The organism is Paractinoplanes durhamensis (assembly GCF_016862175.1).
Lineage (GTDB): Bacteria > Actinomycetota > Actinomycetes > Mycobacteriales > Micromonosporaceae > Actinoplanes > Actinoplanes durhamensis.
In genome coordinates this window covers 185,312-204,106 of the sequence record NZ_BOML01000002.1, presented here as the reverse complement: position 1 = coordinate 204,106, position 18,795 = coordinate 185,312, and the positions used below count along the sequence as shown (strand labels likewise).

The following is an 18,795-nucleotide window of genomic DNA, read 5'->3' as shown; positions in this document are numbered from 1 at the left end:
CGGTGCGCCGGGGGACGCCTCTATCGCCCCGCGCGTTACGCTCTGCGTCAGCCGCGGGGCTTTTCGCCCGGCGGCAAATAGTGCTTTCCTTGGAAAACTAGTGAAAGGTCGAGCCCGATGACGCAGCGTGGTCGCGCCGGCGCCCGGCCTGGGAGCCGTCCCGGCGCCCGCCGAGCCCGGGACGACGAAGCGGAGCAGCGGACCCCCGCCGCCCCGCGGATCGATCTCGTGGCCGCGAAGGCCCGGGTCCGAGCGGTGATCGAGCCGGTGGTGGAGATCGCCGGATTCGACCTGGAAGACGTGCACCTGTCGCGGGCCGGTCGCCGGCACGTGGTGCGGGTCCTGATCGACACCGACGGCGGCATCAACCTCGACGACGTGGCCGTCGTCTCGCGCGAGATCTCCACCGCCCTCGACGAGGCCGAGGCGGCCGGTGGCGAGGTGCTCGCCGGGGAATACCAGCTGGAGGTCGGCTCGCCGGGCGTGGACCGGCCGCTGACCCTGCCGCGGCACTGGCGGCGCAACCGTGGCCGGCTGGTCGCGGTCAACGGACTGACCGGGCGCGTGACCGAGGTGGACGACGCGGGCATCGTTCTCGACGTCGACGGCAAGCCCCGGTCGCTGACCTTCACCGAGCTCGGGCCGGGCAAGGTCCAGATCGAGTTCAAGCGACTCGACGAGGCCGATTTCGGCGACGAAGACGTAGACGACGAAGAGGATGGGGAGGGCGAGGAGTGAATATCGATCTCGCGGCGCTGCGTGCGCTGGAGCGCGAGCGGGAGATCCCGTTCGACACGATCCTCGCGGCCATCGAGACCGCGCTGCTGACCGCCTATCGGCACACCGAGGGCGCGCAGAGCCACGCCCGGGTGGAGATCGACCGCAAGACCGGCGTCGCGTCGGTGCTCGCACAGGAGCTGGACGCGGACGGCACGATCGTGCGGGAGTGGGACGACACCCCGCACGACTTCGGCCGGATCGCCGCCATGACTGCCAAGCAGGTGATCCTGCAGCGCCTCCGGGAGGCGACCGACGAGCAGCACTTCGGCGAGTACGCCGGGCGCGACGGTGACCTGATCACCGGCATCGTGCAGGCCGACGCCGCGCGGGCCGAGAAGGGCATCGTGATCGTCGACCTCGGCAAGATCGAGGCGGTGCTCCCGCAGTCCGAGCAGGTCCCGGGCGAGTCCTACGACCACGGCTCGCGCATCCGGGCGATCGTCGTGCACGTGGCCAAGGGCTTCCGTGGCCCGCAGGTCACCCTGTCCCGCTCGCACCCGGCCCTGGTGAAGAAGCTGTTCGCCCTCGAGGTCCCGGAGATCGCCGACGGCACGGTGGAGATCGCCGCGATCGCGCGTGAGGCAGGTCACCGCACCAAGATCGCGGTGCACACGAAAGTGCAGGGCGTCAATGCGAAGGGCGCCTGCATCGGCCCGATGGGTCAGCGCGTCCGGGCCGTGATGAGCGAGCTGCACGGCGAGAAGATCGACATCATCGACTGGTCGGAGGATCCGGCCCAGTTCGTCGGCAACGCGCTCTCCCCGGCAAAAGCCCTGCGTGTCGAGGTGGTGGACGCTGCCACCCGGACGGCCAGGGTGACCGTGCCCGACTTCCAGCTGTCGCTGGCGATCGGGCGGGAAGGGCAGAACGCCCGGCTGGCGGCCCGGCTGACCGGCTGGCGGATCGACATCCGCCCGGACAACGAACCGGCCGCTCCCGCGGAGCGTCCGGCACAGGCGGATCGTGATGCGGCCGAGGCGGGAAGCTGACCGGATACGCGGCCGCCATCCGCGAGGGGTAGACTTTTCGGTGGTCGGCCCGACGCGCACCTGTGTCGGTTGCCGTGAGCGCGTGCCGGCCACCAAGTTAGTTCGGTTCGTTCTGGCCGGTGACGGGGTTGACCTCCGCTTCCAGCCCGATCCGAGCCGCCGACTGCCGGGTCGGGGAGCGCATCTGCATCCTGATCCGGCTTGCTTCGCGCTGGCGGAGCGGCGCCGGGCCTTCGGGCGGGCGCTGCGATTCACCGGAGTTGCTGACACCGGTCCGCTTGCCGAGCACATCCGTTCGGTCTCCATGCCGCGCGGAACGACCGATGATCCGGCCCCAGTGCCGGATCACGACCCAGCAAGGTAGGACGACCCAGATGAGCACACGATGAAGTCCCTGAAATGAACAGGCTTCTAGTGCACGAGTGAGGTCGTTGCGGGTGCGCTCGCACGACCTCGAAGTGAGGAGTGCAGTGCCAGGCAAGGCCCGCGTACACGAGCTCGCAAAGGAGCTCGGGGTCGACAGCAAGACCGTTCTCGCCAAGCTCAAAGAGATGGGCGAGTTCGTCAAATCCGCTTCCAGCACGGTCGAGGCCCCGGTGGCCCGGCGGTTGCGTGGTGCCCTCGAGGCAGGTTCCGCTCCGGCGGCCTCCGCCCCGTCCGCACCCGGCGCCTCCGCCTCCGTTCGACCGGGCCCACCCACCAGCGCGCGGCCGCAGCCGCCGCGCCGGCCCGCCGCACCCGCGACGGACGCGCCCAGTGCGCCTTCCATTTCCAACGCACCGACGTCCCCGGCCCCGGCGCCGGGCCCGTTCGTGCGTCCCAAGCCGCCGGTGGTCGCCGGCCGTCCGGGCCCCACGCCCGGTCCGGTCGCCAAGCCGGCGAGTGCCCACGACATCGAGGTGGCGGCCGCCGAGGCGCGCGCCTCGGCGCTGAAGGCCGAGCAGGAGGCCGCGGTCAAGGCCGCGCAGGAGGCCCGCACCCGCGACGCCGAGCGTCGCGCGCAGCAGCCGCCGGTCGACAGCCGGCCGACCGGTCCGGGCCCGCGCCCGGGTCCCGGCGCGGTTCCGCCGCGTCCGGGCTCACCGGCCGCCGGTCCGGCACGCACGGCCACTCCGGGTGCGCCCGGTGGTCCGCGTCCCGGCCCCGCCGGTGGCAGCCCGCGTCCGCCTGCGCGCGGTCCGGGTAACAACCCGTTCGGTGTCTCCGGCGGTGCGGCTGGACGGCCCACGCCGTCCGCGATGCCGCGTCCCAACCAGCCCGGCATGCCGCCGCGGCCGAGCCCGGCGTCGATGCCGCCGCGGCCCAGCCCCGCGTCCATGCCTTCGCAGCGTCCCGGTCGCCCGGCCGGCGGTCCCGGCGGTGGCGGCGCAGGTCGTCCCGGCGGTCCCGGTGGCGGTCGTGGCGGTCCCGGCGGTGGCGGTGGCGGTTTCCGTCCCGGTGGCGGCGGTGGCGGTGCCGGTGCCGGTGGCGGTTTCCGTCCCGGCGGCGGCGGCGGTGCCGGCGGCGGCGGTGGTTACCGCGGCGGTCCCGGTGGCGGTGCCGGCGGTGGCGGTGGCTACCGCGGTGGCCCCGGTGGTGGCGGCGGTGCTCCGGCCGGTGCCGGTGCTCCGGGTCGTCCCGGTGGTGGCGGTCGTGGTCGTGGCGGCGGTGCCGCGGGTGCCTTCGGGCGTCCGGGTGGCCGGCCGACCCGTGGCCGGAAGTCGAAGAAGCAGCGGCGTCAAGAGTTCGACAACCTGTCGGCGCCGCAGATGAGCTCGGGCGCTCCCCGGGGCCAGGGTCAAGAGATCCGGCTGTCCCGTGGCGCGTCGCTCTCCGACTTCGCCGACAAGATCAACGCGAACCCCGGCTCGCTGGTCCAGGAGATGTTCAACCTGGGCGAGATGGTGACGGCGACGCAGTCGTGTTCCGACGACACGTTGCTGCTGCTCGGCGAGCACCTGGGCTTCGACGTGCAGATCGTCAGCCCCGAGGACGAGGACCGCGCGCTGCTCGCGCAGTTCAACATCGACCTCGACGCCGAGGTGGCCGAGGACCGTCTGGTCACTCGTCCGCCGGTCGTGACCGTCATGGGTCACGTCGACCACGGTAAGACGAAGCTGCTCGACGCGATCCGCAAGACCAACGTGGTCGCCGGCGAGGCGGGTGGCATCACCCAGCACATCGGTGCCTACCAGGTCGTCGTCCCGCACCAGGGCGAAGAGCGGGCGATCACCTTCCTCGACACCCCGGGCCACGAGGCGTTCACCGCCATGCGTGCCCGTGGTGCCCAGGTGACCGACATCGTGATCCTGGTGGTCGCGGCGGACGACGGCGTCATGCCCCAGACGGTGGAGGCGTTGAACCACGCCAAGGCCGCCGAGGTGCCGATCGTGGTCGCGGTCAACAAGGTCGACAAGCCGGACGCCAACCCGGACAAGGTGCGCCAGCAGCTCACCGACTACGGCCTGCTCGCCGAGGAGTACGGCGGCGACACGATGTTCGTCAACGTCGCGGCCAAGCCGGGTACCGGCATCGACGAGCTGCTCGAGGCGGTCCTGCTGACCGCCGACGCGTCGCTGGAGCTGACCGCTCCGACCGACGGGCCGGCGCAGGGTGTCGTCGTCGAGTCGCACCTCGACAAGGGCCGTGGTGCCCTGGCGACGGTGCTGGTGCAGAAGGGCACGCTCCGGGCCGGCGACTCGATCGTGGCGGGTGGCGCGCACGGTCGCGTCCGCGCCATGCTCGACGAGAACGGCAAGGTCGTGGCCGAGGCCGAGCCGGCTCGTCCGGTCCTGGTCCTGGGTCTCACCTCGGTTCCGGGTGCCGGCGACACGTTCCTGGCGGCCGAGGACGACCGCACGGTGCGTCAGATCGCCGAGCAGCGGCAGGCACGCCGTCGTGCGGCGAGCTTCGCCAACTCGCGGAGCCGGGCCACTCTCGAGACGCTCATGGAGCAGCTCAAGGAGGGCGAGAAGACCTCGCTCACCCTGGTCATCAAGGGCGACTCGTCCGGTTCGGTCGAGGCCCTCGAGGACGCGCTGTTCAAGATCGAGATCCCGGACGAGATCCAGCTCAAGGTCATCCACCGCGGCGTCGGTGCGATCACCGAGAGCGACGTGAACCTGGCGTCGGCGTCCTCGGACGCTACCGCCACGATCATCGGGTTCAACGTCCGCGCCTCGAACAAGGTCAAGGACATGGCCGACCGGGCCAACGTGGAGATTCGCTACTACAGCGTCATCTACCAGGCCATCGAGGAGATCGAGGCAGCGCTCAAGGGCCTGCTCAAGCCGGAGTACGAGGAGGTCGAGCAGGGCACCGCGGAGATCCGCGAGGTCTTCCGCTCGTCCAAGATCGGCCTCATCGCCGGCTGTATGGTCCGCAGCGGTCTTCTCCGCCGCAACGCCAAGGCCCGCATCCTGCGGGAGGGCGTCGTGGTGGCCGAGAACGTCACGATCAGCTCGCTGCGCCGGTTCAAGGACGACGCCACCGAGGTCCGCGAGGGCTTCGAGTGTGGTCTGACGATGACCGGTTTCGGCAGCCCGCAGGTCGGCGACGTGATCGAGACCTTCGAGATGCGCGAGAAGCCGCGCGCCTGATCGCGTAGGTACGGCTGAACGGGACGGCCCCGGCGCTTCGGCGCCGGGGCCGTCCCTGCAAAATGGCACCCATGTCCCGGTACGCCCTGCTCCTCGCCCCGTACGCCAATCGTGTCTACGCCGATCAGGCGGCGCGGTTGTCCCTCGCCGAACTCGCCGCCTTCCGCCCCGCGCTCTCGTCCGCGATCTCCGACCTCGGGGTGGAGAGGCTGGGTGGGGTCGAGTACCTCGGCTTCACCGGCGAGCTGACCCCGCGGGACATCGCCTACCTGTCGAACCTGTCGGCCGCCTACGCGCTCTTCGAGCGGGCGGACGAGGACCTGCTGCGGCCGCTCGAGCTCACCCCGCTGGCCCGCTACGACAGCGACCTGATCACCATTCCGAAGTACGCGGGCAAGACCAACGAGCAGTTCACCAAGCTCGTCCTCAACCTCACGCTGCTCGCCTCGGCGTCCGCCGACCGGATCCTCGACGGGCACCTCACCGTCCTCGACCCGCTGTGCGGCCGCGGCACCACGCTCAACCAGGCGCTGATGTACGGCTACGACGGCATCGGGGTGGAGCTCGACGGCAAGGACGTCGAGGCGTACAAGCTGTTCCTGCAGACCTGGCTCAAACGCAAGCGGCTCAAGCACACCGCCGACCTCGTGCCGGTGCGCCGCCAGGGCCGGCGGGCCGCCCGCCGGCTCGAGGTGACGATGGCCGCCAGCAAGGACGACCACAAGGCCGGCGCGGTGCAGAAGATTACCGTCCTGCAGGCCGACACCACCCAGCTGGACGGCCTGCTGCGCGGCGGCGTGGCCGACGTCCTGGTGGCCGACCTGCCCTACGGCGTGGCCCACGGCAGCTACGACGACCAGGGCGGCATCACCCGCAGCCCGCTCGACCTGCTCGAACGCGCCATCCCCCACTGGCTGCCGCTGCTGCGCCCCGGCGCCGCGCTCGGTCTGTCCTGGAACCTCAAGGTCGCCAAGCGCGAGCTGGCCGAGGACATCCTGATCGCCAACGGCCTGGAGATCGTCGAGTACGAGCCGCTCGACCACCGCGTCGACCAGGGCATCGAGCGTGACGTCGTGGTGGCCCGGAAACCCGGCTGAAAACGTCACCCGGGGGCAGTAACCTGCTCGCTGATGTTTACCGAAACCGCAGCGTTCGACCTGCTCCTGCCGGGCGACTCGCGCACGCTCAAGCAAAAGCGTGCATATCTTCGCCCGATCATCGCGATGCTCAAGAAATTCGAGGTCAGCGTGGCCGAGGTGGGCTACCACGACCTCTACGGGCGGGCCCGGATCGGGGTCGCCGTGGTGGCGGCCGAGCCGGCCCAGGCCCGGGCCGTGATCGACACCTGTGAGAACCAGATGGCCGGCCGCCCCGAGATCGAGCTCCTCTCGGTGAAACGCCGCGTCCACGGTGAGGACGATTGACCAGCGCTGCCGGGACGTTCGGCGGCAACACGTCGTGGGTAGGCTTGCGCAGTTGGGCGGGGAGCAGGATGAACCCCGCGATAAATAATGTCGGAGGTGGGCGATATGTCGGACCCGGCCAAGACGCGTCGACACGCGGAGCGCGTCAAGGAACTGGTGGCGTCGCTGGTACGTGAGATCAAGGACCCCCGGCTCGGCATGGTGACGATCACGGACGCCCGGATCACCGGCGACCTGCGTGAGGCCACCGTCTACTACACGGTGCTCGGCGACCCGACCGAGCAGGCCGGCACGCAGGCAGCGCTGGAGAGCGCGAAGGGCATGCTGCGCACGAGGGTCGGGCACGCACTGGGCCTGCGGCACTCGCCGAGCCTGGCCTTCGTGCTGGACAACGTGCTCGACAACGTGAAGGAGATCGACGACCTGCTCGCCGAGGCGCGCCTGCGCGATGAGGAGGTCCAGCGGCTGGCCTCCGGCAAGCAGTACGCCGGCGACCCCGACCCGTACAAGTCGGAGGACGACGAGGACGACACCGAGCGGGTCGGCGCCCGCGAGGATCTCGGGTGACCACAACCTCGGGTGCGCCCGGGGGAGTGACCGAAGCGGAGTGGTCCGCGGCCGTCGAGGCGGTCCGCGGGCTCACTCCCGGCCCGGATGGTGACGAAGTCCAGCTGATCTGCCACGTGAACCCGGACGGGGACGCGCTGGGCAGCATGCTGGGCTTCGCCCTGGCCCTGCGCACACTGGGCATCACCCGGTTGCGGGCGACCTTCCCCGGCGATTTCGAGCTGCCCACCCCCTATCAGGATCTGCCCGGCACCGACCTGCTCGTGCCGGAGGAAGGCGCCTACCGCGCCCCGCAGCTGGTGATGACGTTCGACGTGGCCGCCGAGTCCCGGCTGGGCGACCTGGCCGCGCTGCTGCGGGCGCCGTGCGTGGTCGTGCTGGACCACCATGCCTCGAACACCCGGTTCGGCCAGGTCAACCTGGTGGCCCCGCGGGCGGCGGCGACGTCGGTCGTGGTCGAGGCCCTGCTGTCCCGCCTGGACGTCCCGCTGGACGCCGCGATCGCCGAGTGCCTCTACGTGGCGCTGGCCACCGACACCGGTTCGTTCAAGTTCGACATGACCACGCCCCAGGTTCACGAGCTGGCGGCCCGGCTGATCGCCACCGGCCTCAGTCCGGGCGACATCTCCCGGCGGATCTTCGACACCCGCCCCTTCGACGCGATGAAGCTGTCCGGCGACGTGCTGGAGCGGGCGCAGCTCGACCCGGAGGCGGCGGCCGGCAAGGGCATGGTCTGGACCTACGCCACCCAGGCCGACCTGGCCCGCCACCACCAGCGCCCGTACGTTCTGGACACCCTGATCGACCCGATCCGCAGCGTCGCCGAGGCCGACGTGGCCGTGGTCATCAAGGAAGCGCCGGACGGCTCCTGGGCGGTCTCGCTGCGCAGCAAGGGCGCGGTGGACGTGAGCCAGGTGGCGGTGGCGCTGGGCGGCGGTGGTCATCGCCTGGCCGCCGGGTTCACCGGGCACGGCACGCCGGCCGAGGTGGCCGCGACGGTGAAGGCCCTGCTGGACGCCCACCTGATCTGACCTCTTTCGGTTGACCCGGCCGCCCCGCGCTCGACGAGCTGCGGGGCGGTTTTCGTCGGATCAACCAACCTTCGTCCCGATGGTTGGGAAGCACGCTCCAACCCCCGGACCTGAACGATAGTTTGGTCCTTAACGGTGATTTGGTTTTGCGGCGGCCGTGACACCACCGCCCGCAGCGAAGCCTCGAGCCACCCGAGTCCACCGACTCGGGCTGCGTCATCTCACGCCAAGCGTCCGGCGACCCCGGACCGGCCACGTGACGCCCCGCTCGACCGCTCTGGGCGCGTGCCGCCGTGCCGCGCCCCACCCACCGTGGAGGAACCACGATCATGGCTGCCAAGCCGAAGCCCCAGCCCACCGACGAGGCCCGCGAGCAGGCCCGCCGCGCCCTGCAGACCTCGCTGGACACGCGCCAATAACAGGTCGGCAGCAGTTGGTAAGCACTCAACTGCATTGCATGCCTTACGGCCGGGCGGGCATCATGGTTGTCCATGAGCCCGCCTGCCCAGCCCGCAGCACGTCCTGAGCCCACCCGCGTCGGGGCTCGCGGGATCGCCCGGCTCGCCGCGCCCGCCCTCGTGGTGCTGGCGGCCGAGCCGCTCTACGTTCTCGTCGACACCGCCGTCGTCGGCCACCTCGGCCGGATCCCGCTCGCCGCCGTCGCGGTCAGCGGGACGGTCATGTCGCTGGCGGCCTGGTTCGGCAACCTCATGGCCTACGGCACGACCGGTCGTGCGGCCCGGCGCTTCGGGGCCGGCGAACGCGGTGCGGCCGTCGCCGAGGGTGTTCAGGCATCCTGGCTCGCGCTGTCCATGGGCGTACTCCTGATCGTGCTGGCCCAGGCCGGCGCCGAGCCGCTCTCGTCGCTCCTCGCCGGTGATCCGGCCATCGCCGACGCCGCGGCCGGCTGGCTGCGGGTCGCCTCGCTCGGCGCGCCCGGTCTCCTCCTCGCCGCCGCCGGCAACGGCTGGATGCGCGGGGTGCAGGACACCCGGCGGCCGCTGTTCTTCGTGCTGGGCGCCAACGTGCTCTCCGCGATCCTCTGCCCGGTGCTGGTCTACCCGGTCGGGTGGGGGCTGACCGGCTCCGCGGTCGCCAACGTGATCGCGCAGACGGTCTCCGGCGGCTGCTTCCTGGCCGCGCTGATTCGGGAGACCCGGGCGCTGCGGCCGCGGCCGCAGATCATCCTTCAGCAGCTGACCCTCGGGCGGGACCTGCTGATCCGCGGGGCCGCGTTCCAGGCGTGCTTCCTCTCCGCCACCGCGGTCGCGGCCCGCTTCGGGGTGGCCGCGGTCGGTGCCCACCAGATCGCCCTGCAGCTGTGGTTCTTCAGCGCGCTGGCGCTGGACGCGGTGGCGATCGCGGCGCAGTCGCTGGTCGGGGCGGCGCTGGGCGGCGGCGACGCGGCGGGCGCCCGGGACGTCGCGCGCCGGGTGACGATCGCCGGTGGCATCGCCGGGATCGGGTTCGCGGTGCTGGCGGTGGCGGGCGCCGGGGTGGTGCCGGGCTGGTTCACGCCGGACACGTCCGTGCACGAGCAGGCCGCGATCGTGTGGCCGTGGTTCGTCGGCCTGATGCCGTTCGCCGGGGTCGTCTACGCCCTCGACGGTGTGCTGATCGGCGCCGGGGACATCCGCTACCTGCGCAACCTCACGCTCGGGTCGGCGCTGCTCGGTTTCCTGCCGGCGATCTGGCTGGCCTACTGGCTCGACCTCGGCCTGGGCGGCGTGTGGGCCGGCCTCGGCCTGTTCATCCTGGTCCGCTTCGTGACCACGGTGTGGCGGTGGCGCTCCGGCGGTTGGGCGGTGCTCGGCGCCACCCGCTGACCGCGTCGACTCCGCGGGCAGGCTCGGCGGGCCGGCTCCGCGGGCCGGCTCCGCGGGCCGGCCGGGCGGCGGGGTGAGTCCCGGGCGGTTGATCGGTCGGCCCTAAGGTGGGCGGGTGAGTGCGGACGGGCTGATCGTGGTGGACAAACCGGCAGGCATGACGTCGCACGACGTCGTGGCGAGGATTCGGCGGCTGGCCAAGACCCGGCGGGTCGGGCACGGTGGCACGCTCGACCCGATGGCCACCGGGGTGCTGATCATCGGGGTCAACCGGGCCACCCGGCTGCTCACCTACGTGATCGGGGCGGGCAAGAGCTACGCCGCGACGATCCGGCTCGGGCAGACCACGATCACCGACGACGCCGAGGGCGACGTCACCGCGACCGTGCCGGCGGCCGGCGTCGGCGACGACGCGATCCACGCCGGGCTGGCGGCCCAGCGGGGCGAGATCGACCAGGTGCCGAGCGCGGTGAGTGCGATCAAGATCAACGGCGAGAGGGCTTACAAGCGGGTACGCGACGGGGAGACCGTCGACATCCCGGCCCGCCGGGTGACGATCTCACGCCTGGACGTCCTCGCGATCCGCCGGGACGGCGACCTGGTCGACGTGGACATCGACGTCGACTGCTCGTCCGGCACCTACATCCGGGCGATCGCCCGGGACCTGGGCACGGCGCTCGGCGTGGGCGGCCACCTGACCGCGCTGCGCCGGACCGCGGTGGGCCGCATGTCGCTGGCCGAGGCGCTGACCCTCGAACAGCTGGAGGAGCGGGCCCCCGACGTGGTCGGCCTGTCCATGACCGAGGCGGCCCGGCAGGCGTTCCCGGAGCGCGTGGCGACCGACGAGGAGGCCCGGGTGCTCAGCCACGGCGGCCCGCTCACCCCGGTCGGCATCGACGGCCCGTACGCGGTGTACGGCCCGGACGGCGACGTCCTGGCCATCGTGTCGGAGCGCGACGGCCGCGCCCGCGCCGAGATCGTCCTGGCCCCCGCCTGAGTCGCTAGGAGAGGTGCCGGGCGACCGTGGCGACCAGGTCGGCCGCCGCGTAGGGCTTGTCCAGGAAGTCGTCGCAGCCGGCCTCGATCGCGGCGGCCCGGTCCTGCGGCAGGACGCTGGCGGTCACCGCGACCACGGTCGGGCGGCGGCGGTCCGGCGGGAGCAGGCCGGCGGCCAGCTCGCGGGCCAGGTTGAGGCCGTTGCCGTCGGGCAGGTTCATGTCCAGCAGGATCAGGTCCACGTCGTCGGTGCGCAGGCGGTCGCGGGCGGCCGACAGGCTCGTCGCGTCCAGCACCGAGGCCGCGCGCACGGCCTCGACGCCGGCCCGGGACAGCACCGCCTTGACCAGGGTCCGGTTCAGTTCCTCATCCTCGACCAGCAGGATCGTGCTCATGGTCGGTTCCTTCCGGTCACTGTTTCGCGGGTCGCAGATTCGCGGGTCGTCGGGTGCGATGCGGGCAGGACGGTCTCGGCGGGCAGCCGGACGGTGAAGGTGCTGCCGACGTCGAGCTCCGAGTCGAGGGTGATCTCGCCGTCGTGGGCCTCGGCGAGGCGTTTGGTGAGGGCCAGCCCGAGACCGGTGCCGGCCCGCTGCCGATCGGGGTCGCCGACCTGCTGGAACTCCTCGAAGACCCGATTCTGGTCCGCCACGGCGATGCCCACCCCGGTATCGGCCACCGAGACGTACACCTGCTCGCCGGCCTGCCTGGCCGAGACCGTGACCGAACCGCCGGGCTCGGTGAATTTGATGGCGTTGGAGAGCAGGTTCTCCACGATCTGGCGGAAGCGCACCCGGTCGGCGAGCGCGGTCACGTCCGGCAGGTCGGTGTGCACGGTGATGTTCTTGGTGGTGAAGAGCGGGGACAGGCCGGTGAGCAGCTCGGTGATGGCGGTGTCGACCCGCAGCGGGATGAGGCGCAGCTCCAGCCGGCCGGCTTCGATCTTGGCGAGGTCGAGGATGTCGTTGATCAGGCCGAGGAGATGCCGGCCGCTGGTGTGGATGTGGTCTACCCATTCGGCGGGGACCCGGCGGCGGTCGCCCTCCGGTTCCTCGACCCGCATCAGGTCGCTGAACCCGATGATCGCGTTCAGCGGGGTGCGCAGCTCGTGGCTCATGTTCGCGAGGAACGCGCTCTTCGCCTGGTTGGCCGCGGTCAGCGCCTCGACCGACGCGCTCAGCTCGGTGGTGAGGCGGTGCTGCGCGTCCATCACGGCCTGCCGCTCGGCGAGGACGCCGGCCTGGCCGCCGAGCTCGGCCAGCAGCCGCAGGTCGTCGTCGCGGAACAGGGTGCGGTGCCGGTTGAACAGGAGCACGGCGCCGTCGACGTCCGGCGGGACCGGCATCGCCAGCACCGTGACGAAGTCGTCGCGCAGGTGGTCGCCGTAGTGCGCGACCAGGGCCGGTGCGCCCTCGCGCAGCCGGGCCGGGCGGCCGGCCCGGACCAGCGCGGTGACGTCGGCCGCGTCGACCTGGATGACGTCGGGCAGCGGCGGGCCGGCGTAGGCGCTCTGCGCGAGCTGGCCGTCCGGGCGGGGCAGGAGCACGGCGACCGCGTCGGCACCGGTCTGCTCGCGCATGATCTCGGCGTACGTCTGCCAGGCCTGGGCGGGTGACTGCACGGGGGCGTGCAGCAGTCGCTCGGAGACGTGCCAGGCCGCGCTGGTCGAGAACATCCGCCGCACCCAGCGCGAGGGCATGAAGGCGACCAGGTAGCCGAGGCCGCTGAGCAGGGCGAGGAGCCGGCTCGCGGCGGTCAGCTGGGCGCCGTGCAGGGCACCGAGGGCGACCAGGACGATCATGCCGGCGAAGGTGAGGGTGGCGGCGGCGGCGATGGTCAGCCGGGCCCGGTTGGCGCCGGACCGGGTGCGGGCCTTGCCCCAGAGCAGGGCGGCCGCGACCACCTCGCTCAGGCTGAAGCCGACCGTCATCGCGATCAGCGCGCTCGGGCTCAGCGGGCGCGGCGCCAGCAGCAGCGGAACGGCCAGGCCGACGTACGCGCAGAGCACCAGCCGGTCGAGCCAGCGCGGCACCCCGCGCAGCCGGGCCGCCAGCCGGACGGTGAGGTAGGGCTGGGCGAGCAGGATCGTGGTGGTGGCGATGCCGATGTACATCGGCAAAGTGCCGCCGTTGATCCGGCGGGCGATGTCCACCCCGAAGAACACCGTGCAGGGCAGGAAGACCAGCGTGACGTTGCCCTGCAGGGAGTCCCGGCGCAGGAGGTAGCCGCCCAGAGCGCGAAGGAAAAGCACCGTGAAGGTGAATTCCGCCGCGAGCAGGACCAGCACACTCCACTCAACGCGCATATCGCTGCTAATCGTAGCGTTTCGGGCGCTTGGTAAGACCGATACGCTGTGCCCCGGAAAAGGCGCCGGAAAAGGTGCCGGAACGACGGCCGGACGGAAGCGACATGCAGCGGTGGCGGGGCTACGAGTCGGTGCCCGGCGGGTGGGGCCGATCGGTGGTCACGATCGGCGTCTTCGACGGCGTGCACCGCGGCCACCAGTCGATCATCGGGCACACCGTGAAACGGGCCCGCGACCTCGGCCTGCAGTCGGTGGTGATGACCTTCGACCCGCACCCGGCCGAGGTGGTGCGCCCGGGCTCGCACCCGGCGGTGCTCACCGAGCCGGTGCGCAAGGCCGAGCTGATGGAACAGCTCGGCGTCGATGCGCTCTGCGTGGTGCCGTTCACCCCGGCCTTCTCGCACCTGTCGCCCGAGGCGTTCGTGCACGACGTGCTGGTCGAGGCGCTGCACGCGGCGGTCGTGGTGGTCGGCGACAACTTCCGGTTCGGGCACCGGGCGGCCGGCGACATCGGGCTGCTGGAGCGGCTCGGGCGGTCCTTCGGCTTCACGGTCGAGGACGCGGCCCTGGTCTCGGCGGACGGGCTGGTCTTCTCCTCGACGTACATCCGCAGTTGTGTCGACGCCGGGGACGTGCGCGCCGCCGCCGCCGCACTCGGCCGGCCGCACCGCCTGGCCGGCGTGGTGGTCCGCGGTGACCAGCGCGGCCGGGAGATCGGCTTCCCGACCGCCAACCTGATGACGCACCGCTACGCGGCGGTGCCGGCCGACGGGGTCTACGCGGCCTGGCTGATCCGCGGCGGCGAGCACGCGGGCCGGCACCCGGCCAGCGTGTCGATCGGCACCAATCCCACCTTCTCCGGCCGCGAACGCCGGGTCGAGGCCTACGTGCTGGACTTCGAGGGCGATCTCTACGGCGAGCGGGTCAGCCTCGATTTCGTCGCCCACCTGCGCGAACAGCGGGTCTACGACGGCATCGAACCGCTGGTGGCGCAGATCCGCCAGGACGTGGAAGAGACCCGCGCGCTGGTCCAATGACCCCCTGGTAGGGTTGACACGACGTTGGCTTTCCCAACGACCGGTTCCGCGTGCCTGCCCGACGCCGCGGGTGCGGACTACCGTTGATTACCGGCAACACAGAAGTTCGGAGAATATGGCGCTCGATCAAGAGACCAAGAACAAGATCATCGACGAGTACAAGGCGCAGGACGGCGACACCGGATCGCCCGAGGTGCAGGTCGCGATGCTGACCAAGCGGATCGCAGACCTCACCGAGCACCTGAAGGTGCACAAGCACGACCACCACAGCCGGCGTGGCCTGCTGCTGCTGGTCGGCCGCCGCCGCCGACTGCTCAACTACGTGCAGAAGAAGGACATCGCGCGCTACCGGACGCTCATCGAGCGTCTCGGCCTGCGCCGATAAGCCTGAGGGGGAGTGGCCACCGGGCCGCTCCCCCTAGCTTTACCCACGGACCCGCGCGGTTCGCAGGCCAAGACAGACACCGGTCCTCGGTAGTGGTTCCCAGGCTCTACATCCTGGGCACTTCGATCGAAGACCGGCCAGCCTGAACACCGCGCTGTGAAGACCGCCGGGTCCTCGACGAAGGAGTACCGCACCAACATGACAGAGCAAAACGCTCTCGGCACCGACTCGCGTACCGCCGTTATCGACAACGGCGCGTTCGGCACTCGCGAGATCACCTTCTCCACCGGCCGCCTGGCCAAGCAGGCCGCCGGCTCGGTCATCGTCCAGCTGGGCGAGACCGTTGTCCTCTCCGCGACCACCGCCAGCAAGGCGCCGAAGGAGCACTTCGACTTCTTCCCGCTGACGGTCGACGTCGAGGAGCGGATGTACGCGGCCGGCCGCATCCCCGGCTCGTTCTTCCGCCGCGAGGGCCGCCCCAGCGAGGACGCCATCCTCACCTGCCGCCTGATCGACCGGCCGCTGCGCCCGTCGTTCACCAAGGGCCTGCGCAACGAGGTCCAGGTCGTCGAGACCGTCCTCGCGCTCGACCCGCAGCACCCGTACGACGTGGTCGCCATGAACGGCGCCTCGATGTCGACCAAGCTTTCCGGCCTGCCGTTCAGCGGCCCGGTCGGCTCGACCCGGGTTGCCCACGTCGAGGGCCAGTGGGTCGCGTTCCCGACCCTTGAGGAGCTCGAGCGGGCCACCTTCGACATGGTGGTCGCCGGTCGCGTCCTCGCCGACGGCGACGTCGCGATCATGATGGTCGAGGCCGAGGCCACCCCGCACGCGATCAAGCTGATCCAGGCCGGCGCGGTCGCGCCGACCGAGGAGGTCGTCGCCAGCGGCCTCGAGGCCGCCAAGCCGGCCATCCGCGAGCTGTGCCGCGCGCAGAGCGAGCTGGCCGAGATCGCCGCCAAGCCGGTCGCCGACTACCCGGTCTTCCTGGACTACCAAGACGACGCCTTCACCGCCGTGGCCGACCTCGTCCGCGGGGAGACCGCCGAGGCGCTGACCATCTCCGGCAAGGCCGAGCGCGAGGAAGCCCTCGACCGCATCAAGGCCAAGGCGCACGAGACGCTCGACGCCCAGTTCGAGGGTCGCGAGAAGGAGATCAGCGCCGCGTTCCGGTCGCTGACCAAGTCCGAGGTCCGCAACCGCGTCCTGCGCGAGCAGATCCGCATCGACGGCCGCGGCCCGCGCGACATCCGCCCGCTGTCCGCCCAGGTCGGCGTGCTGCCGCGGGTGCACGGCTCGGCGCTGTTCGAGCGCGGCGAGACCCAGATCCTGGGTGTCACCACGCTGAACATGCTGCGCCTGGAGCAGTCGCTGGACACCCTGGCGCCGGAGAAGTCCAAGCGCTACATGCACAACTACAACTTCCCGCCGTACTCGACCGGTGAGACCGGCCGGGTCGGCTCGCCGAAGCGCCGCGAGATCGGCCACGGCGCGCTCGCCGAGCGGGCGCTCGTGCCGGTGCTGCCGTCGCGCGAGGAGTTCCCGTACGCGATCCGGCAGGTCTCCGAGGCGCTGAGCTCGAACGGCTCGACGTCGATGGGCTCGGTCTGTGCCTCGACGCTGGCCCTGCTCTCCGCCGGTGTGCCGCTGAAGGCGCCGGTCGCCGGCATCGCGATGGGCCTCATCTCCGACGAGGTCGACGGCAAGACGCAGTACGTCGCGCTGACCGACATCCTCGGCGCCGAGGACGCGTTCGGTGACATGGACTTCAAGGTCGCCGGCACCAGCGAGTTCGTCACCGCCCTGCAGCTGGACACCAAGCTCGACGGCATCCCGTCGGACGTGCTGGCCGGTGCTCTGCAGCAGGCGCACGAGGCCCGCGCCACGATCCTCGGGGTCATGGAGGCGGCGATCAACGCGCCGGCCGAGATGAGCGAGTACGCCCCGCGCGTCACCACGGTGAAGATCCCGGTCGACAAGATCGGCATGGTGATCGGCCCGAAGGGCCAGACCATCAACGCGATCCAGGACGAGACCGGCGCCGACATCTCCATCGAGGACGACGGCACGATCTACGTCGGCGCGACCAACGGCCCGTCGGCCGAGGCCGCGGTCGAGCGGATCAACGCCATCGCCAACCCGACGATGCCGAAGGCCGGCGACAAGTTCCTCGGCACCGTGGTGAAGACGGCCGCGTTCGGCGCGTTCATCTCGCTGCTGCCGGGCCGCGACGGCCTGCTGCACATCTCCAAGGTGGGCGACGGCAAGCGGGTCGACAAGGTCGAGGACTTCCTGAACGTCGGCGACAAGGTCGAGGTGCAGATCGCGGACATCGATGCCCGCGGCAAGATCTACCTCGACAAGGTCCGCCCGGAGGGCGAGGAGGCCCCGGCTCCGGCCGAGGGTGGTGCTCCCCGGGAGGCGCGCGCGCCGCGCGAGGACCGTGGCCCGCGCCGGGAGGGTGACGCCGGCGGCGAGCCGCGCCGTCGTCGCCAGCGGTCCAGCAATGACCGCGGCAGCGCCCCCCGCGAGTAAAAACACGTGACAGCGAGTTCGAGCGGGCCGGCCGAGAGGCCGGCCCGCGTCGTGACCAAGACCCTGCAGGACGGCGTCAAGCGCACCGTTCTGCCCAGCGGCCTGCGCATCGTCACCGAGGCGATCCCGAGCACCCGGAGCGCCTCGCTCGGCGTCTGGGTCGGGATCGGCTCCCGGGACGAGACGTCGGCCATGTCCGGTGCCTCGCACTTCCTCGAGCACCTGCTCTTCAAGGGCACTCACAAGCGCACCGCGCTGCAGATCTCGGCCGAGATCGAGGCCGTCGGCGGCGAGACCAACGCCTTCACCACGAAGGAATACACCTGCTACTACGCGCGGGTGCTGGACGAGGACCTGCCGCTCGCGGTGGACGTGCTCTGTGACGCGGTGGCCGACTCGATCCTCGAACCGGCCGACGTGGAGACCGAGCGCGGCGTGATCCTCGAAGAGATCGCCATGCACGAGGACGAGCCCGGCGACGAGGTGCACGACATCTTCACCGAGGCGATCTTCGGTGACCACCCGCTGGGCCGGCTCATCTCGGGGACCGAGGAGTCGATCACCCCGATGACCCGCAACCAGATCAACGGCTTCTACCGGCGCCGCTACACGGCGCCGCAGATCGTGATCGCGGCGGCGGGCAACCTGGACCACGCGACGGTGGTCCGGCTGGTGCGTAGGGCGCTGGCCGGCAGTGCGCTGGACAGTGCCCCGGCCGCGCCGGCCGCCCCGCGGGTCGGCAACAAGCGGGTCCGGCACCAGAAGCCGCACACGGTCGTCCGCAACCGGGACAGCGAGCAGGCGCACGTGGTGCTCGGCGGCGTCGGCATCGGTCGTAACGACGAGCGCCGGTTCGCCCTGGGCGTGCTCAACAACGTGCTCGGCGGCGGCATGTCCAGCCGCCTCTTCCAGGAGATCCGGGAGAAGCGCGGGCTCGCCTACTCGGTCTACTCCTACGCCAGCCAGTACGCCGACGCCGGCCTGTTCGGCGTCTACGCCGGCTGCGCGCCCGGCAAGGTCGAGGAGGTCCTCGACCTGACCCGCGCCGAGCTGGAGCGGGTGGCGAACGACGGCCTGACGGCCGAGGAGATCGCCCGGGGCAAGGGCATGGTCAAGGGAGCGTACGTGCTGGGGCTCGAGGACTCGGGTTCCCGGATGAGCCGGCTGGCCAAGTCGGAGCTGCTCTACGGCGACTGGATGAGCGTCGACGAGATGCTCGTCCGGGTCGACGCGGTCACCGCCGCCGAGGTCGACGCGATCGCCGCGGAGATCCTCGCTCAGCCGATGTCGCTGGCCATGGTGGGTCCGTTCGACGAGGCCCAGTTCCCCCAGCGATAGACGA

At 71.4% G+C, this 18,795-nt stretch carries 16 protein-coding genes; 14 read left to right on the top strand and 2 right to left on the bottom strand.

All coding sequences use genetic code 11. From position 1 onward, the window contains the following. The first annotated feature begins 117 nt into the window (after positions 1–117). From rimP to truB, 10 genes are all read left to right on the top strand, one after another. A complete protein-coding gene (gene rimP / locus Adu01nite_RS01035; protein ID WP_203724271.1) occupies positions 118–738 on the top strand; it encodes a ribosome maturation factor RimP in 621 nt (206 codons plus the stop codon). Beyond that, positions 735–1,769 (top strand): transcription termination factor NusA, encoded by a 1,035-nt coding sequence (nusA, locus tag Adu01nite_RS01030; protein WP_203724270.1) that lies wholly within the window; start codon positions 735–737, stop codon positions 1,767–1,769. The genes rimP and nusA overlap by 4 nt, the downstream gene beginning before the upstream one ends. Further along, on the top strand, positions 1,747–2,133 hold the full coding sequence (locus tag Adu01nite_RS01025) for a YlxR family protein (RefSeq protein ID WP_203724323.1): 387 nt from the start codon (positions 1,747–1,749) through the stop codon (positions 2,131–2,133). The genes nusA and Adu01nite_RS01025 overlap by 23 nt, the downstream gene beginning before the upstream one ends. Before the next feature lie 106 nt (positions 2,134–2,239). After that, a complete protein-coding gene (gene infB, locus Adu01nite_RS01020) occupies positions 2,240–5,347 on the top strand; it encodes a translation initiation factor IF-2 (protein WP_203724269.1) in 3,108 nt (1,035 codons plus the stop codon). 71 nt (positions 5,348–5,418) lie between these two features. Continuing rightward, a complete protein-coding gene (locus tag Adu01nite_RS01015; protein WP_203724268.1) occupies positions 5,419–6,444 on the top strand; it encodes a TRM11 family SAM-dependent methyltransferase in 1,026 nt (341 codons plus the stop codon). Positions 6,445–6,477: 33 nt separating this feature from the next. Further along, on the top strand, positions 6,478–6,771 hold the full coding sequence (locus Adu01nite_RS01010) for a DUF503 domain-containing protein (RefSeq protein ID WP_203724267.1): 294 nt from the start codon (positions 6,478–6,480) through the stop codon (positions 6,769–6,771). A gap of 105 nt (positions 6,772–6,876) precedes the next feature. After that, positions 6,877–7,338, top strand: a complete 462-nt coding sequence (rbfA, locus tag Adu01nite_RS01005; RefSeq protein WP_203724266.1) for a 30S ribosome-binding factor RbfA — start codon at positions 6,877–6,879, stop codon at positions 7,336–7,338. Beyond that, positions 7,335–8,369, top strand: a complete 1,035-nt coding sequence (locus tag Adu01nite_RS01000; protein WP_239132029.1) for a DHH family phosphoesterase — start codon at positions 7,335–7,337, stop codon at positions 8,367–8,369. Before rbfA ends, Adu01nite_RS01000 begins: the two co-directional genes overlap by 4 nt. 491 nt (positions 8,370–8,860) lie before the next feature. Next, on the top strand, positions 8,861–10,195 hold the full coding sequence (locus Adu01nite_RS00995; RefSeq protein ID WP_203724265.1) for an MATE family efflux transporter: 1,335 nt from the start codon (positions 8,861–8,863) through the stop codon (positions 10,193–10,195). Positions 10,196–10,310: 115 nt separating this feature from the next. Beyond that, positions 10,311–11,192 (top strand): tRNA pseudouridine(55) synthase TruB, encoded by an 882-nt coding sequence (gene truB / locus Adu01nite_RS00990; RefSeq protein WP_203724264.1) that lies wholly within the window; start codon positions 10,311–10,313, stop codon positions 11,190–11,192. A 4-nt stretch (positions 11,193–11,196) separates the two neighbouring features. Here the strand turns inward: truB and Adu01nite_RS00985 are convergent, their stop codons facing one another. After that, positions 11,197–11,586, bottom strand: a complete 390-nt coding sequence (locus tag Adu01nite_RS00985) for a response regulator (protein WP_203724263.1) — start codon at positions 11,584–11,586, stop codon at positions 11,197–11,199. After that, positions 11,583–13,496, bottom strand: a complete 1,914-nt coding sequence (locus tag Adu01nite_RS00980) for a sensor histidine kinase (RefSeq protein WP_203724262.1) — start codon at positions 13,494–13,496, stop codon at positions 11,583–11,585. Before Adu01nite_RS00980 ends, Adu01nite_RS00985 begins: the two co-directional genes overlap by 4 nt. Before the next feature lie 104 nt (positions 13,497–13,600). Here Adu01nite_RS00980 and Adu01nite_RS00975 point away from each other — a divergent pair, with 104 nt between their 5' ends. The 4 genes from Adu01nite_RS00975 to Adu01nite_RS00960 all read left to right on the top strand — a co-directional run bounded on the left by Adu01nite_RS00975 (position 13,601) and on the right by Adu01nite_RS00960 (position 18,791). Beyond that, positions 13,601–14,533 (top strand): bifunctional riboflavin kinase/FAD synthetase, encoded by a 933-nt coding sequence (locus tag Adu01nite_RS00975; protein WP_203724261.1) that lies wholly within the window; start codon positions 13,601–13,603, stop codon positions 14,531–14,533. 115 nt (positions 14,534–14,648) lie between these two features. Further along, positions 14,649–14,918, top strand: coding sequence for a 30S ribosomal protein S15 (rpsO, locus tag Adu01nite_RS00970; RefSeq protein ID WP_203724260.1), 270 nt, complete (start codon positions 14,649–14,651; stop codon positions 14,916–14,918). Positions 14,919–15,116: 198 nt separating this feature from the next. Next, the gene (locus Adu01nite_RS00965; protein ID WP_203724259.1) at positions 15,117–17,453 is read left to right on the top strand and encodes a polyribonucleotide nucleotidyltransferase; all 2,337 of its coding nucleotides are present in this window, start codon (positions 15,117–15,119) and stop codon (positions 17,451–17,453) included. A 6-nt stretch (positions 17,454–17,459) separates the two neighbouring features. After that, positions 17,460–18,791, top strand: coding sequence for a M16 family metallopeptidase (locus Adu01nite_RS00960; RefSeq protein ID WP_203724258.1), 1,332 nt, complete (start codon positions 17,460–17,462; stop codon positions 18,789–18,791). The last annotated feature ends 4 nt before the right edge of the window (positions 18,792–18,795 follow it).

Bases quoted from the DNA above. Each gene is read 5' to 3' on its own strand.
- rimP (WP_203724271.1), top strand. From the start codon at position 118: ATGACGCAGCGTGGTCGCGCCGGCGCCCGGCCTGGGAGCCGTCCCGGC.
- Adu01nite_RS00985 (WP_203724263.1), bottom strand. From the start codon at position 11,586: ATGAGCACGATCCTGCTGGTCGAGGATGAGGAACTGAACCGGACCCTG.
- Adu01nite_RS00975 (WP_203724261.1), top strand. From the start codon at position 13,601: ATGCAGCGGTGGCGGGGCTACGAGTCGGTGCCCGGCGGGTGGGGCCGA.
- rbfA (WP_203724266.1), top strand. From the start codon at position 6,877: ATGTCGGACCCGGCCAAGACGCGTCGACACGCGGAGCGCGTCAAGGAA.
- Adu01nite_RS00980 (WP_203724262.1), bottom strand. From the start codon at position 13,496: ATGCGCGTTGAGTGGAGTGTGCTGGTCCTGCTCGCGGCGGAATTCACC.
- Adu01nite_RS01015 (WP_203724268.1), top strand. From the start codon at position 5,419: ATGTCCCGGTACGCCCTGCTCCTCGCCCCGTACGCCAATCGTGTCTAC.
- rpsO (WP_203724260.1), top strand. From the start codon at position 14,649: ATGGCGCTCGATCAAGAGACCAAGAACAAGATCATCGACGAGTACAAG.
- Adu01nite_RS00995 (WP_203724265.1), top strand. From the start codon at position 8,861: ATGAGCCCGCCTGCCCAGCCCGCAGCACGTCCTGAGCCCACCCGCGTC.
- Adu01nite_RS00965 (WP_203724259.1), top strand. From the start codon at position 15,117: ATGACAGAGCAAAACGCTCTCGGCACCGACTCGCGTACCGCCGTTATC.
- Adu01nite_RS01010 (WP_203724267.1), top strand. From the start codon at position 6,478: ATGTTTACCGAAACCGCAGCGTTCGACCTGCTCCTGCCGGGCGACTCG.
- Adu01nite_RS01025 (WP_203724323.1), top strand. From the start codon at position 1,747: ATGCGGCCGAGGCGGGAAGCTGACCGGATACGCGGCCGCCATCCGCGA.